Source organism: Flavobacterium eburneipallidum (genome assembly GCF_027111355.2).
GTDB lineage: Bacteria > Bacteroidota > Bacteroidia > Flavobacteriales > Flavobacteriaceae > Flavobacterium > Flavobacterium eburneipallidum.
The window spans coordinates 541,102-557,262 of the sequence record NZ_CP114291.2; the positions used below are offsets into that span (position 1 = coordinate 541,102).

The 16,161-nt window shown below is 35.8% G+C and carries 15 protein-coding genes; 2 read left to right on the forward strand and 13 right to left on the reverse strand.

All coding sequences use genetic code 11. The features are described from left to right. Window positions 1-28: 28 nt before the first annotated feature. The 5 genes from OZP15_RS02260 to OZP15_RS02280 form a co-directional block, all read right to left on the reverse strand. Window positions 29-1,156, reverse strand: coding sequence for an Mrp/NBP35 family ATP-binding protein (locus OZP15_RS02260; RefSeq protein WP_269226887.1), 1,128 nt, complete (start codon window positions 1,154-1,156; stop codon window positions 29-31). A gap of 397 nt (window positions 1,157-1,553) precedes the next feature. Further along, window positions 1,554-1,889, reverse strand: a complete 336-nt coding sequence (locus tag OZP15_RS02265; RefSeq protein ID WP_269226888.1) for an MGMT family protein — start codon at window positions 1,887-1,889, stop codon at window positions 1,554-1,556. Between the two features lie 4 nt (window positions 1,890-1,893). Then, on the reverse strand, window positions 1,894-2,526 hold the full coding sequence (locus OZP15_RS02270; RefSeq protein ID WP_281336891.1) for a LysE family transporter: 633 nt from the start codon (window positions 2,524-2,526) through the stop codon (window positions 1,894-1,896). Between the two features lie 10 nt (window positions 2,527-2,536). After that, window positions 2,537-3,214, reverse strand: coding sequence for a tRNA (guanosine(46)-N7)-methyltransferase TrmB (gene trmB / locus OZP15_RS02275; RefSeq protein WP_269226889.1), 678 nt, complete (start codon window positions 3,212-3,214; stop codon window positions 2,537-2,539). 112 nt (window positions 3,215-3,326) lie between these two features. After that, on the reverse strand, window positions 3,327-3,803 hold the full coding sequence (locus tag OZP15_RS02280; protein ID WP_269226890.1) for a regulatory protein RecX: 477 nt from the start codon (window positions 3,801-3,803) through the stop codon (window positions 3,327-3,329). 205 nt (window positions 3,804-4,008) lie between these two features. Here OZP15_RS02280 and OZP15_RS02285 point away from each other — a divergent pair, with 205 nt between their 5' ends. Continuing rightward, window positions 4,009-8,229 (forward strand): DUF8693 domain-containing protein, encoded by a 4,221-nt coding sequence (locus OZP15_RS02285; RefSeq protein ID WP_281336892.1) that lies wholly within the window; start codon window positions 4,009-4,011, stop codon window positions 8,227-8,229. Between the two features lie 157 nt (window positions 8,230-8,386). Here OZP15_RS02285 and OZP15_RS02290 read toward each other — a convergent pair whose 3' ends face one another. From OZP15_RS02290 to OZP15_RS02315, 6 genes are all read right to left on the reverse strand, one after another. Continuing rightward, window positions 8,387-9,169 (reverse strand): DUF3050 domain-containing protein, encoded by a 783-nt coding sequence (locus tag OZP15_RS02290; RefSeq protein WP_281336893.1) that lies wholly within the window; start codon window positions 9,167-9,169, stop codon window positions 8,387-8,389. Window positions 9,170-9,255: 86 nt separating this feature from the next. Beyond that, the gene (locus OZP15_RS02295; RefSeq protein ID WP_281336894.1) at window positions 9,256-10,434 is read right to left on the reverse strand and encodes an acyl-CoA dehydrogenase family protein; all 1,179 of its coding nucleotides are present in this window, start codon (window positions 10,432-10,434) and stop codon (window positions 9,256-9,258) included. Window positions 10,435-10,629: 195 nt separating this feature from the next. Continuing rightward, window positions 10,630-11,085: a hypothetical protein gene (locus tag OZP15_RS02300; protein WP_269226893.1), complete on the reverse strand. Its 456-nt coding sequence runs from the start codon at window positions 11,083-11,085 to the stop codon at window positions 10,630-10,632. A gap of 112 nt (window positions 11,086-11,197) precedes the next feature. Beyond that, window positions 11,198-11,911 (reverse strand): tRNA1(Val) (adenine(37)-N6)-methyltransferase, encoded by a 714-nt coding sequence (locus tag OZP15_RS02305; RefSeq protein ID WP_281336895.1) that lies wholly within the window; start codon window positions 11,909-11,911, stop codon window positions 11,198-11,200. Between the two features lie 55 nt (window positions 11,912-11,966). Beyond that, complete coding sequence (rimM, locus tag OZP15_RS02310; RefSeq protein WP_281336896.1) at window positions 11,967-12,494, reverse strand: ribosome maturation factor RimM; 528 nt, start codon at window positions 12,492-12,494, stop codon at window positions 11,967-11,969. 15 nt (window positions 12,495-12,509) lie between these two features. Beyond that, on the reverse strand, window positions 12,510-13,073 hold the full coding sequence (locus tag OZP15_RS02315) for a 30S ribosomal protein S16 (RefSeq protein WP_281336897.1): 564 nt from the start codon (window positions 13,071-13,073) through the stop codon (window positions 12,510-12,512). 228 nt (window positions 13,074-13,301) lie between these two features. On the opposite strand from OZP15_RS02315, the gene OZP15_RS02320 reads away from it, so the two are divergent. Continuing rightward, entirely contained in the window at window positions 13,302-13,997 is a 696-nt protein-coding gene (locus OZP15_RS02320; protein WP_269226895.1) for a porin family protein, read from the forward strand. Here the strand turns inward: OZP15_RS02320 and OZP15_RS02325 are convergent. Both OZP15_RS02325 and rpoN read right to left on the reverse strand, forming a co-directional pair. Next, window positions 13,992-14,597 (reverse strand): hypothetical protein, encoded by a 606-nt coding sequence (locus OZP15_RS02325; protein WP_281336898.1) that lies wholly within the window; start codon window positions 14,595-14,597, stop codon window positions 13,992-13,994. The two genes, OZP15_RS02320 and OZP15_RS02325, sit on opposite strands and share 6 nt — an antisense overlap. A 66-nt stretch (window positions 14,598-14,663) precedes the next feature. After that, on the reverse strand, window positions 14,664-16,139 hold the full coding sequence (gene rpoN, locus OZP15_RS02330) for an RNA polymerase factor sigma-54 (protein WP_281336899.1): 1,476 nt from the start codon (window positions 16,137-16,139) through the stop codon (window positions 14,664-14,666). Window positions 16,140-16,161 lie beyond the last annotated feature (22 nt).

The window sequence follows — 16,161 nt, forward strand, 5'->3', positions numbered from 1 at the left end:
ATGTTTTTTTCTCGTTTAACGAGTTTGATTATTTTTTCACTGCCGAACAACCAGCCATTGTGGTGATTTTTACAGCTTCAGTCGCGGGTAAACTTTCGTTTCTGCTAACTACTTCCTGAACTACATTTCGGGTAATTTCTTCGAAAACTGTTTCAAGAACTGTACCTGTTTGCATCGCTGCTGGACGACCATAATCTCCTGCTTCACGGATAGATTGCACTATTGGAACTTCTCCCAAGAAGGGAACATCTAAATCTTCTGCTAGGTTTTTAGCCCCTTCTTGTCCAAAGATATAGTATTTGTTGCTTGGTAATTCTTCTGGTGTAAAATACGCCATATTTTCGATAATTCCCAAAACAGGAACATTTATCGCTTCAGACATAAACATTGCCACTCCTTTTTTAGCATCAGCAAGTGCTACCGCTTGTGGGGTACTAACTACAACTACACCTGTAATAGGTAAAGCCTGAACGATAGATAAGTGAATATCACCTGTTCCTGGAGGTAAATCCAGCAATAAGAAATCTAATTCGCCCCAATCGGCATCAAAAATCATTTGGTTCAATGCTTTGGAAGCCATTGGTCCACGCCAAATAACGGCTTGACTTGGAGAAGTAAAAAATCCTATAGAAAGTATTTTCACATCATAATTTTCAATAGGTTTCATTTTTGATTTTCCGTTAACCTCAACTGAAATTGGTTTTTCAGATTCGACATCAAACATGATAGGCATGGATGGACCATAAATATCAGCGTCTAAAACGCCTACTGAAAATCCCATTTTAGCTAGTGTTACTGCCAAGTTTGCGGTAACAGTAGATTTTCCAACGCCTCCTTTTCCAGAAGCAACTGCTACAATATTTTTGATTCCCGGAATAGATTTTCCTTTGATCTCTGGTTTTTCAGGAGTTTCAATCTTTACATTGATTTTAATTTTAGCTTCTGGAGAAACTAATTCTAAAATTGTTTTTTTGATATCGTCTTCGGCACGTTTGCGAATGTGCATTGCTGGGGAATGAAGTACTAAATCTACTACTGCTTCATCTCCAAAAGTGATTACGTTTGCAATGGCTCCGCTCTCTACCATATTTTTTCCTTCGCCAGCAATAGTAATGGTTTCTAGTGCTTTAAGGATTTCTTTTCTGTCTAATTTCATAACTACTTATGATTTTCAATCGTGAATTCACAATCAAAAAAACTATGTTTATTTATACTAATTCTAGTGTTATTTTTAAAGTGCAAAGATAGTATGAAAAGTTCTTATTATAAAGTTTTTAGATTGTATTTATTGATAGCGGAATTGCGTGGTTTTATTTAGAGAAGCACAAGAGTTATTAGCCGCTGATTCGCTTTTAAAACAAAAGCCGCATTAAATGCAAAATCATACCGCAGATTCGCAGATTTTCACAACATAAATCAGATGAAATTAACGTAGATTTTTGAATTAGTGAAATACAAAAGTACTGTTTATTTTTAAAATCAGCGAATCAGCGGTGGAATTTTAAAAGCGAATACCGTGCGAATCAGTCGCTATTTTGAAAAATGCCAACGGATTACTGAATACTAATCTCTGGTTCCCAAAAGTGTTTTTCAAAATCTATAATTTGATTATCTACGACTTGAATCCCTTCGTTTTCTAATAATTGTTGCATCAGGTTTGTTCCGTCAAAATGGTGTTTTCCAGTAAGTAAACCTTTTCGGTTTACCACTCGATGCGCTGGAACATCTTCCATATTGTGACAAGCATTCATTGCCCAGCCTACCATTCGAGCCGATCGGGCAGTTCCTAATGCTTTAGCAATAGCTCCATAAGAAGTAACTTTACCGTAAGGAATTTGTCGGGCGATTGTATAAACTCTTTCAAAAAAATTGTCGTTTTCCTTTGCCATTTCCTTACCAATAATAATTGATGATATTAATTAATGTAACGATAGAAACTAATCCAGTGATACACCCAATAATGGTATTCATGTTTTTCATCAGATAATCTGTTTTGTTTTCTATTCGGCTCAAGAAAGAAATATAAAAATAAAAAACCAAAAATGAGCCTAATACAGCTCCGCCTACAAAGAGGAAAATGGATGTAGGCTCGAACGAAAATAATTGATAAGAAGCCAAACTAATGCTGATAAAAACATAGTAAGGAATAGGAAAAAAGTTGAGAGCAGAAAGTAACATTCCTAAAAAAAAGCGTTTTGTTTGGCTGGTTTTCTTTAGCTTTTTTGATTTAGTTTTGGGTGATTTTGCAATTCCTAAAAAATAAATAGTCAATATCGTAAATATTCCCAATCCAATTTCTCGTAATAAAGTAACTAAATCGGGACGGCGATTAATAATTTTTGCAAACAAAATAGCAAAGAAAACTTGAAAAGTGATAACTAATACTGCACCTAAAACAAATCCTATTGCGTTTCGTTTTCCTTCTTTATGATTTACTTTAGCAGCCGTCATATTGATTAATCCTGGAGGAATAATCCCTATAAAAGCAGTAATAAAACCGAAAAAAAGTGGTGTTATGTAAATCATTTACGAAGAGCTATTCTTTGATTTTAAATCGAATATAAGTAATGGCTTTGTTGATTTCTAGATATTGTTTTTCGTAAAAAGTTTGAAAAGCAGTTACTTCCTCTGGACTTCCTTCATTTACATAAACATTATGATTGGCATACAATACCTCGTGTCCTTCGCCGTGTAATAATCCAAGCGTGTAACCGTGCATGAATTCGCTATCGGTTTTCAGGTTGACTATACCGTCTTTTTTGAGGATTTTTTTATACAATTGCAAAAATTCCGAATTGGTCATTCGGTGTTTGGTACGTTTGTATTTGATTTGTGGATCAGGAAAAGTAATCCAAATTTCGTCCACTTCGTTTTCGGCAAAAATATGATTGATGAGTTCGATTTGGGTACGAATAAAAGCGACATTATGCAATCCTGTTTCTACAGCTGTCTTGGCTCCACGCCAAAAACGCGCTCCTTTGATGTCGATTCCAACAAAGTTTTTATTCGGGTATTTTTCGGCAAGACCAACAGAATATTCGCCTTTTCCACATCCTAATTCGATAACAATTGGATTGTCATTTTTGAAAAAATCAGCGTTCCATTTGCCTCTTAACGGAAATAAATCACCTACTACTTCTTCTCTTGTTGGTTGAAAAACATTGTTGAATGTTTCGTTTTCCTTGAATCTCTTTAATTTATTTTTACTTCCCACGTTTTTTAAAAAATTTCAGCAAAATTAAGGAAATAAATCATAGGTTTTAGGAATATAAAAAGAGCATTCGTTTTTTAAAAGCGATGTTGTGCCACTGATTACTGAAAACTGTTCACTGTTCACTGCTTTCCAATTCTTTCAATTTATCATAAACCAAATTACTTTCAAAACCTCGACGAAGGAGGTAGTCACAGAATTTTTTCCGTTTTTTCAAGGAATTGGTTTCTTTAATCGATTCCCAATGTTTTTCGGATAATGAGTGAAAAGTTTCTAGGTATTCTTCGGTTGTGATTTCTTTGAGAGCAATATTGATAAGGGTTTGTGAAATGTTTTTAAACTTCAATTCGTTGACAATTCTAATTTTTCCCCAATGTTTCATACGGTGTTTTCCTCGGGCAAAACTGCAAGCAAAACGTTCTTCGTTCAGAAAATTTTCTGCTAAAAGATGCACCATGATTTGGTCAATTTCATCCGAATCCATTTTCATTGTTCGTAATTTGGCGACCACTTCTTCGTGACAGCGTTCTTGATAGGCACAGAAATATTCTATTTTTTGTGTTGCTTCTTTTATGGTGAAAATGTCTTTCATTTGGCGTTGTATTCAGTTGTCAAATATCGTTTTTTTATTCGTTTTTTCTACTTGTGTTTTCATTTTTCAGACAATTAATATCGTTGTACAACAGATAATAAAGTCTTTTGTCGAGGTTTTTTGTTAGCCAGTTTTTCAACTACTAATTTTATCTACAATTTTTATTTAAAAACAGTGCCCCATCACAAATAAAACTTTCTTTTTTATGAATAATTTTTACTCCAATTCTATAAAAAATACTTCTACAACATTACGTTCAATTGGCTTTTTGATGCTGGTTTTGATGGTCAATATAGCGAATGCTGCTGATTTTACGTCTAATAATTCTGGAAATTGGAATAACCCAGCAATTTGGACAATTACAAGTGGTACCGATGGAGATGGAATTCCTGATGCTGGTGATAACGTAATTATAGCTAATGGAAACACTGTTACTGTTAATATTGCGGCTTTATGTACCACACTTACGATTAACAATGGGAACGCAGCAAGCGGTGTTACAATTAGCGGAACAAATTCACTTACTGTTTCTGGTGCAGTGTCTATTTTAGCAGGATCAGGTACAGGCGATCATAAAATTTTGAATGTTGCAGCGGGTAGCTTAACAGCAGCATCTATTTCAATGGCACCAACAGGAAATGATAATAGATATTCTAGATTATCAATTTCTACAGGGACGGTAAATGTTTTTGGTAGTATAACAATGAATGATGGAGATGTTGACAGGAATCAAGTAACTTTTTCAGGATCTGGGACATTGAATGTAGGTGGTACAATTACGGGCGGAGCATTAACATCTGCTACAGGCACTGTGAATTATAATAATGCTGGTGCGCAAAACATTGGAAATTATACTTACAACAATCTTACTCTTTCAGGTTCAGGGACTAAAACATTTACAACTGCGGTAACTACCACCAATAATTTTTCTATTGCCACAACTGCAATTGCTAATTTGGGTTCGGGTTTAACTCATTCTGCCGGTATTTTAACTCTTGGAGGAGAAGGAACGGTTTCTGGTTCTTGGGGATCAACTACCTCTGGTGCAACAAATCAAACCAATACTTATTTTTCAGGCACAGGTAGAGTAAACAACAGTTGTACTGCTCCAACAATATCTACACAACCTGCAGCTTTGACTATTTGCGAAAATTCAGGAGGAACTTTTAGTGTGGCGACTTCTGCAACCAGTCCAACCTATCAATGGCAATATTCATCGGACAATATAAACTGGATAAATACAGATGCTTCTTTGGCGCCTTATGTTTCGGGTTATACAACAGCAACTTTATCATTAAGTAATACGCCATTATCTTATTCTGGCAATTATGTAAGATGTATTGTGTGGTCAAGTACGGGTTGTCGTACGAATTCTAACTCGGTTCAGTTAACAGTAAGTCCAGCTCTTTCGGCTCCTACAGTAGGAACTATCACACAGCCAACCTGTTCTACAGCTACAGCTAGTGTTGTCTTGAATGGTTTGCCTACAGGTTCATGGGTGTTGACCAGAAATCCAGGAAGTGTTACAACAACAGGAAATGGGACAAGTACAACCATATCAGGACTTGCCGCAGGATCAACATATACTTATTCCGTAAATGGCTTGAGTAATGGTCTAAAAGGGGAGTATTACAATAATATGAATCTTACAGGTTCTCCAGCACTAACACGTACTGATGCCACAGTTAATTTTGATTGGGGTAATGGAAGTCCAGAAGCTTCAATTCCTAACGATGGCTATTCAGTGCGATGGACGGGTCAAGTTCAACCAGTCACTACCGGAGTTCATACTTTTTCAACAAATAGTGATGATGGTATTAGGCTTTGGGTCAACGGTGTACAAATTATTGATAACTGGACGAATCATGCACCAACAGTAAATACGGGTAACATAACACTTACTGCTGGAGTAAAATACAACATTGTTTTAGAATATTATGAAAGTTCAGGTGGTGCAGTTGCTCAATTATCGTGGAGTTATCCGAGTCAACCTTTGCAAATTATACCAACAACACGTTTGTTTCCAATTGGCAGTTGTGCCTCTCCAGCTTCTGCAAATATTGTTATTGATCCACAACCTAGTGGACCAACAGCGCCAATAGTTGGAACCATAACCCAACCAAATTGTTCAATAGCTACCGGTAGTGTTGTGTTAAATGGTTTGCCAACGGGTTCTTGGATATTGACGAGAACTCCCGGAAGTGTTACAACATTAGGAACAGGAACAAGTACAACTATTTCAGCACTTACCCCTAATACATACACTTATTCTGTAAATGGTTTGACTAATGGTCTAAAAGGAGAATATTATACTAATATGAATCTTACAGGTTCGCCAGCACTAACACGAACTGATGCTACAGCTGGTTTCAATTGGGGAGGCGGCAGTCCAGATCCTTCAATTCCTAATGACGGTTTTTCTGTACGTTGGTCAGGTTATGTACAGCCACTTTATAGTGAAACTTACACTTTTTCAACCAGCAGTGACGATGGTATAAGATTATGGGTAAACGGTGTTCAAATTATTAACAATTGGACTAATCATGGAGTTACTGTTGATAATGGTAATATAACGCTTACCGCAGGAGTGAAATATAGTATTGTATTAGAATTTTTTGAAAATGGAGGAGATGCCATTGCTCAATTATCATGGAGTAGTCCAAGTCAAGCTTCCCAAATTATTCCGCAATCGCAGTTGTATTCTATGGATACATGCGGTGCTTCTGCTAGTTCATCAAATATTGTTATCAACTCACCAGTTACAAATACATGGAATGGTGCTGCTTGGTCCACTGGTGCTGTTCCGTCAAGTTCAGAAGCTATTGTGTTTAACGGAAATTATCCTCCAGCAATAGACCCAAATGTAGATATTACAGGTTGTTCGTGTACCGTAAATACAGGAAGAAATGTTACTATAAATTCTGGAAGAACTTTAACAATAACCAATAGCGTTACTGTATCAGGATCGGGTACTTTGACTTTTGAAGACACCGCCAGTTTAGTACAAATTAATGATGCTGCAGTTAATTCAGGGAATATTATCTACAGACGAAGTACGGCACAAGTGATTTCTTCTGATTATACCTATTGGTCTTCGCCAGTGGCTAATCAGACCTTGAATATCTCCCCTTCTTATGCTTCGGGATTGTATTATTCTTATGATGATTTTGCAACACCCGAAAATTGGAAACAAGAATCATTAGCAACTACAATGGCAGTTGGAAAAGGCTATATTATGAGAGGAACTTTAAGTCCTACTCCGTCACCGCCAACTTTTTTCGCAGCTACTTTTACAGGTGTTCCTAATAATGGGGCAAAAACTTTAGCCATTGGACCATCAGGAGTATCAGTGCTTCTAGGAAATCCGTATCCGTCTGCTTTGGATGCCGAAACTTTTTTAGACTATAATGCAGCTGTTTTAGAAGGAACTATTTATTTCTGGACACATAAAACAGCTATTCAAGCAGCCTCGAATCTGCCAGCAGGAACAGCAGGGTCTGGAATTTATGCCTATACGTCAAATGATTATGCTGCTTATAATGCTTTGGGAGGTGTAACAGTTGGTTCTGGATCTCCTTCAGCAAGTGGAAGTCTTACACCATCAGGAAAAATTGCTGCTGGACAAAGTTTTTTTGCTACTAGTACAGCTACTGGGAGTTCAGTTGTATTTAATAATAGTATGCGTGTAGCTGCTAATAACACCCAATTTTTTAGAACCAAAAATGATACTAAAAACAAAACTACAGCAAGAGAAAAACACCGCATTTGGTTGGATGTAAGCAATAAAGAAGGTGCTTTCAAACAAACGTTGATAGGTTATATTACTGATGCTACGAATAATTACGAAGACCGTTTTGATGGAGTAACTTTTGACGGAAATGAATTTATTGATTTTTATAGCATCAATCAGGATAAAAATTTGGTCATTCAAGGTCGTGCTTTGCCATTCGATGAAAATGACGAAGTGCCATTGGGTTTCAAAACCGCTATCACTGGAGCATTTACAATTAACATCAATCATGCCGATGGATTGTTAACCAATCAATCGGTATTTTTGGAAGACAAATTGACCAATACGGTTTCGAATCTAAAAACAGGTAATTATACGTTCAATACAACAGCAGGAACTTTCAACGATCGTTTTGTTTTGAAATTTACCAACAAAACACTAGGAACAGGAGAGTTTGATGATACTAAAAACCAAGTTGTAGTTAGTCTTAAAAACAAACAAATTAAAATTAATTCTTTTGCTGAAACTATTGCTAAAGTGGCAATTTATGATTTGTCAGGGAAACTAATTTATCAAAAATTGAATGTTAATGCTAATGAATTAGTTTTAATTGATTTTACCACAAAGGAACAAGTATTGATTGTAAAAACTACTTTAGAACATGGAACAATAGTTAACGATAAAGTTGTCTATTAGAAATATTTGTCAGTTCGAGCGCAGTCGAGAACCTCAATAACATCTAGACCTCGATGGGACAATTGAAATATTACCCATTTCTAAATGAAACAAAAAAAGCAAATTTCGCTAATTGTTAGCGAAATTTGCTTTTTTTATTGGGGTTAAAAACTAAAATTTAAGCCATTTCAGTTTTCAATAAAATTTGCTCTTCGATAGCGTCCCAAAGACCAATTCTTATTTCTAATGCTTGAATAGAAACGGCTTCGACTTCTGCCCATTTTTGAGCATCTGTTCCGCAAAGTTCGGTTATCATTTGCATTGCCATTGGGCCGTGTTCATCAGCATCGAGTTCGATATGTCTTTCGAAATAGTAAATCAGTTTACTCAAGTCGGCTTTTGGAAAATTAGCCTGAAAATTTCTCAGAATTACGGTAAACATACTTGGAATCAAATCTTCTCTTCCAAAGGTAAACGCCGCCGCAATTTCGTGTGTTTTTCCCTCGTCAATTACTCTGAAAGTGAAGTCCAAAAAGGCTTTGATATTGGAGTGTAAATTACTTTTCTTGATAGCCACATAAATATTTTGAAGCGAATTCAATTCGGATAAAAAGTGATGAATACCTGTCGTATCTGCGCCACAAGCTTCCATTGCTTCAACATACATTTCAAAGTGGCTCTGACGACGACCATCAATACTTAAATCTGTTTCTTCAGCAAGTACAATTTCATTTATTAAATAGCGTGTTTCTGGATTTTCTGTGGCTATCCAAGGAGTAGTAGTACAGGTTAGCTTAGATTGTAATGCTTTTAATAACGACATAAAATCCCAAACGGCATACACATGACTTTCCAGAAAGGAATTCAAATCCTCAATAGTTTTTACCTTTTCATACAAAGAATGATTTAATAATAAGTCTTTTTGAGGTTTGATGCTATTGTTTATTGCTGCTATATTCATTTTTTAATTTTTTTATAAAAATAAAAAAGCTTCTTGAAAACCAGAAGCTTTTACTATCAATTTTATGAATAGTTTAATAGTTGTTTTTATTTGAAAGCCGAAATCCCTGTGATGTCCATTCCTGTAATCAACAAATGAATGTCGTGCGTGCCTTCATAAGTAATCACTGATTCCAAATTCATGATATGGCGCATTATTGAATATTCGCCTGAAATCCCCATTCCGCCTAATATTTGTCGGGCTTCACGAGCAATAGTGATAGCCATATTGACGTTGTTTCTTTTCGCCATCGATATTTGTGCGGTGGTTGCTTTTCCTTCGTTTCTCAAAACTCCCAAACGCCAAGTCAGCAATTGTGCTTTGGTGATTTCGGTAATCATTTCGGCTAATTTTTTCTGTTGCAATTGCATTCCTGCAATGGGTTTGTCAAATTGAATGCGTTCTTTTGCATAACGCAAAGCCGTGTCGTAACAATCCATTGCGGCACCAATAGCTCCCCACGCAATGCCATAACGAGCCGAATCTAAACAGCCCAAAGGTGCGCTTAATCCCGATTTATTAGGCAATAAATTTTCTTTTGGAACTTTGACATTATCAAAAATCAACTCTCCTGTTGCCGACGCCCGAAGCGACCATTTGTTATGCGTTTCTGGTGTGGAGAAACCTTCCATGCCTCGTTCTACGATTAATCCGTGAATTCTTCCAGCTTCGTCTTTTGCCCAAACGATGGCAATGTCGGCAAAAGGCGCATTTGAAATCCACATTTTGGCACCATTCAAAAGATAATAATCGCCTTTGTCTTCAAAATGAGTAATCATACTTCCCGGATCAGAACCATAATTGGGTTCGGTTAAGCCAAAGCAACCCATCATTTCTCCCGAAGCCAGTTTGGGTAAATAGTTCAAGCGTTGTTCTTCGTTTCCGTATTTCCAAATGGGATACATCACCAACGAAGACTGAACCGAAGCCGTAGATCTAACACCTGAATCGCCTCTTTCTATTTCCTGCATAATCAAACCATAAGAAATCTGATCCAAGCCAGCACCGCCATATTCAGTGGGAATATAAGGGCCAAAAGCACCAATATCAGCCAAGCCTTTGATGATTTGCGTTGGAAATTCAGCCTTTTGAGCATAGTCTTCTATGATAGGAGAAACTTCTCGTTTAATCCATTCCCTTGCTGCATCACGAACCAATTTATGTTCGTCCGTCAATAATTCATCAAGGTTGTAATAATCTGGAGCTTGAAATAAGTCTGGTTTCATGATTTGGAAATTGAAGGTCTAACAAAGCTACGGAAAGAAAGGGAAGAAAAAGGAAAGTTTTTGGAGTTTTATAAGGATATTCAAAGTTTGCTTGTCATAAAACAAGTTTTTTGGGGAGAGTCTGATATATGATTAAAAACTTTCTTTCTTCTAAATTTACAAATGGATAGTGATGTGTGTTGAGTTTATTTTTAACTATATTTTAAACCAGTTTGAGTAGTATTTTTTTCCATATGTATCAATAATTATAGTTTTAATTTCTGAAACACCAGTTTTTTTGAAATTATGATCTATAGCTTTAGAATTAACTTTATATGTATATTTGTCCCCAGGTTCCAAAGCTTTCGGGAATTTTTCTGTTGTATTAAAATCTAAAAAATTAAAATATTCTTTTCCATTAATTTTAGTGTCTAATTTAAATCTCGGAATTTCAATTTGACGCTTGTTTTTACCAAGGTTTATAATTGTAACAACGAAAAATGTCTCATCGGTACCAATTTTTTGATTTGAATCTATAGGAAATTGAGTGATATAACTATTAGAGATTTTTAGCTTTCCTCTTCGATCTAAATAAAACTCATATAGACGCCAGAAAAATACGATTGTTGAAATAATTGCTGCATAAATTGATACCCAAAATTTGTAATCCATAGTTTCTAGTTTAATCGATTAGTTTTCTAAAAATCTCATTCAACTACCTGTTTGTAGTTGTTTAGTCTCAAATTTAAGAAATTATTTATAAATCTAAATTGATTTAAGAATTTTACATCTTCAAATAAAAATCCTTTGTCAAAGCAATGTATTCTGGAGTATAAATATGTCGTGCGGTTTCGATGATTAATTCATCAATAGGAAAGTTGTCAATTTCATTGCGGCTAAAAGCCAAAAGACTGCGTTTGATTTCGGAGGTTGGAGTTCCTTTTACTCGGGTAATTTTTAGGGGATACAATTCGCATTCATTGGCAAGAGCCAAGAAATTTTCTTCTTCTTTAAAAGGAATAATAACAGAGAAGATTCCGTTTTCAGAAAGTAATAAAGCGGCTGCTTCAACCAAATCTTCAAAAGGCATAGCGTCCTGAAAACGTGCTAAATCTCGTTGTTCATTGTCCGATTTATAATCTTCGCTGTAAAAAGGAGGATTGGAAACTATTAAATCGTATTCGTCTTCGGGTTCTTCTACAAATTCGTCCAAACCAGCGTGAAAACAAAACAAGCGGTCATTCCAAGGAGAATTTTCAAAATTATCTGTCGCTTGTTCATAGGCATCTTCGTCAATTTCTAAAGCATCGATTTGTTCAGCTGAAGTTCTTTGCGCTAACATCAAGGCAATGATTCCTGTTCCTGCGCCAATATCCAAAACACTAAACGGATTATTTTCGATAGGAGTCCAAGCACCCAATAAAACGCCATCGGTTCCAATTTTCATGGCACAACGGTCTTGTTCGAGGGAAAATTGCTTAAACTGGAATTTAGACATAAAGAATTCAGATTTTTTCGATTAAACGAATAAACAAATAACCGATTAACCCTTTTTACAAATACATTTCAATCAAACCTTCTGGCAAGTCCATGATGATTTTTTTGTTTTCGCGATCTACTTTAACCAAGAAATGGTCAATCATTGGAATTAGAATTTCTGCTCCGTCTTTATTAATAACTTCAAAAAGTGGTTGCGCAGTTGTGTCGTTGACTGATTGGATTTCTCCAACAATTCCCAGACGTTTGTCTTCTACTTCAAAGCCAATTACTTCGTGGAAATAGAATTTGTTACCCGTAAGTTTGGGCAACATTCTTAATGGAAGGTATAAATCGTTGCCCAATAAGGCATCGGCTTCGTCTTCGGTTTTTACATCTTCAAAACGAATGCGAAGGAAATCGTTTTTGTGAAGGGAACTACTTTCAATAAAAAAAGGAACCAAGTGTTTGTTGCATTCAACAAACACTGATTCCAAGTTTTCGTATAACTCTGGTTCGTCCGTGTCTAAATAGGCAAGAACTTCTCCTTTGAAACTAAATTTTTTGGCAATTTTACCTAAATAGAAACAATCCTCTTTACGCATTTTTGCCTTCTAAAATTATGCTTCTGTTTCGTTATTTTCTTCAGCAGCTGGAGCTTCTTCAGTTTCAGCAACTACTTCTTCAGTAGCTTCTTCTTCTGCAGGAGTTGCAGCAGCAATTGCGTCAGCTTCAGCTTGTGCAGCAGCAGCTAAACGTTTTGCATTTACTTCTTGTTCTGCTTTGAAAGCTTTAGCTTTAGCATCAGCTTGCGCTTTTGATAAACCATCTTTTTTAGCATCCACTTTTCCAGCTTTAGCTTCTAACCAAGCTGCTAATTTTGCATCAGCTTGTTCTTGAGTCAAAGCTCCTTTACGAATACCTCCATCAAGGTGGTGTTTCAATAAAGCTCCTTTGTAAGAAAGAATTGCTTTTGCAGTATCAGTTGGTTGAGCACCATTGTGCAACCATTTTACAGCACTATCCAAGTTTAATTCGATAGTTGCAGGATTTGTGTTTGGATTGTAAGTACCAATTTTTTCTAGGTATTTACCATCTCTTTTTGAGCGAGCATCTGCTGCTACAACCCAGTAAAACGGTTTTTGTTTTTTACCGTGTCTTTGTAATCTAATTTTTACTGACATAATCTAATGATTAAATTTTGAGGTACTCGACCTCGATTAATTAAGGGTGCAAAGATACATTTTTTATCAATATATACTAATTTGATTTATAATTTAATTCAAGGAAAATCAACTGTTTAAAAACAGAAGCATCGGCTCACAAAAATAAGGCTTGAATAAAAGTTTTATTCGCATAAAGCAGTTTTTTAGGTTGTGTTTTTTTGTAATTTTATCCCATAAAATAATAATATGCGTTTATTGCTCCAAATATTTCTTCTATTTGCTGTTGTTGATGGTTTTTCGCAAGAGGCAACTCCTGAATTGACTCCAGTAAAAATAGATTCATTGTATAGAGAAGATCAGTTTTATATTTCGGTTTCGCTCAACTCTTTGCAAAACAAACCTATTGGATTGACACAAGAAAAATTTTCTCCTGGATTTACTTTTGGTTTCCTTCGAGATATGCCTATAAACAAGAAAAGAACTTTTGCTATTGCTCCAGGACTTGGTTTTAGCTTTAATAATTACAATCAAAATTTAGCTATTACAAAATCAAACGGAGTTTCAGTTTACAATGTTTTGGATTCCGATGTGGCGTATAGCAAAAATAAATTCTCGCAATTGTCGGTTGAGGTTCCTTTGGAATTGAGATGGCGTTCCTCGACTTACGAAAGTCATAAATTTTGGCGTATTTACGGTGGTTTCAAGATGAGTTATTTGATTTATGATAAGTCAGTTTTTCAGGATGGACAAGGGAAGATTGTTGTTAGTAATAATAAAGATTTTACCAAATTCCAATACGGAGCTTATATTGCATCAGGATATAACACCATCAATGTGTATGCTTATTACGGATTGAATCCATTATTTGAATCGGCAAAAAATAGTACAGAATCTATAGATATGAACTCCATCAATTTTGGTGTTATTTTTTATGTGCTATAACCAAAAACGGAACAAGAGCAATTGCGGAATAATTCCTATAACGAGTCCAATAATTAATTCTTTTACTGTGTGAGCTTTCATTTCTAATCTTGAAGAAGCCACTACACCATTCATTAACACCAAAAAAGCAATCATATTGGTACTTTGAGTTTGATTGTGAATGCTCAAGCCAATAATAAAAAAGGTTAAACCACTTATGGTCATTAAATGAAGACTGGCTTTGGTTTTCAAAAATAATAATACTAATGCCAGTACAGTACTGACTAATCCTCCTAAAAAGAAAAAGTGAAGTTCCGGAAACCGTTCAAAGGTGATGCTTTTTTTGACCAATAAAATAATTAAAAAACAAAGAAATACTAACGGGATTTTGCGTTGGGAAACATCGGCAATCATCATTGAATCTATCTGTCCAAAAGAACGTAAAACGAAGAAAAACAAGACAGGAAGTACAATCGTAACCACTCCAATTTGTATAAGTGCAAAGTATTTTTCTGGATTTGAAAAATAAGAATCATTCAAAAAAAAGAAAAATAAAGCCGCATACATCGGAATAAATATCGGATGAAATAGATAGGAAAAAAAAGGAAGTATTTTTTTCAAGGGTTTATTTGGTTATTTGTTTAATCGTTTATTTGAAAGCTGCGCTGCAATCTGCAATCTCAATTCTTAAATCTTCTTCCTCATTCTAGCCACAGGAATATCCAGTTGTTCACGGTATTTTGCAATGGTTCTTCTAGCAATAGGATAGCCTTTTTCTTTAAGAATTTCTGCTAATTGATCGTCTGGAAGCGGTTTGCGTTTGTCTTCTTCTTCGATGGTGTTTTTTAGAATTTTCTTGATTTCAAGGGTCGAAACATCTTCGCCTTGGTCGTTTTTCATGGCTTCCGAGAAGAATTCTTTAATCAGTTTTGTGCCATAAGGTGTTTCTACATATTTGCTATTGGCCACACGAGAAATGGTCGAAATGTCTAAACCAACCATATCGGCGATGTCTTTTAATATCATTGGTTTTAGCTTGGTTTCGTCGCCTTCCAAGAAGTATTCTTGTTGATAGTGCATAATGGCATTCATGGTTACATAAAGCGTTTCCTGACGTTGTTTGATGGCATCAATAAACCATTTGGCTGAATCCAGTTTTTGTTTGATAAACTGCACCGCATCTTTTTGAGCCGTCGATTTGTCACGTGAACTTTTATAGGTTTGCATCATTTCCTGATAATCTTTGGAAACGTGTAGGGAAGGGGCATTTCTTCCGTTCAGCGTCAAAACCAATTCATCATCTTCTATTCGAATAGAAAAATCAGGAACAACATGCTCGGTAATTTTATTGCTTCCTGTAAAAGAACCCCCTGGTTTTGGGTTCAGTTTTTCAATTTCGTTGATGGCTGTTTTGAGTTGCTCATTCGAAACTGCATATTTTTGCAACAGTTTGTCGTAATGTTTTTTGGTAAAAGCATCAAACTGATTTTCGATAATATCAATGGCCAATGCGATATATTCTGTAGGTGTTTTGTGTTTCAATTGCAACAACAAACATTCCTGTAAATCTCGTGCGCCAACGCCAGAAGGTTCCAATTCGTGGATAACATGCAACATTCTCTCAACGTTTTTCTCATCGGTGTAAATACCTTGAGTAAACGCCATATCATCAACCAAATCCTGCGTGCTACGGCGGATATAACCCATGTCGTCAATGCTTCCTACTAAAAATTCGGCAATTTCACGCTCGTCATCATTCAGCATAAAAGTATTCAGCTGATTGATTAAATCCTGATGAAAACTGATTGGAGCAACCAATGGCGATTCGCGTTCCTCATCGTCATCACTGTAATTATTGGCTTGGGTTTTGTAATCGGGCGTTTCGTCGCTGCTTAAATATTCGTCAATGTTGATGTCGCTAATGTCTTCGCTATCGTTATCATCATAATCATCGAATTCATCATTAGCATCATCGTTGTTGAATTCGTCATTATCGTAAATTTCTTCCTCATCGGTACCCGACTCCAATGCCGGATTCTCGTTCATTTCTTCCAACAATCGTTGTTCGAAGGCTTGCGTAGGCAATTGAATTAACTTCATCAACTGAATTTGTTGTGGAGATAATTTTTGAGAAAGTTTAAGATTTAGAAATTGCTTGAGCATTTAGGTTAATTGTTTAATCGGT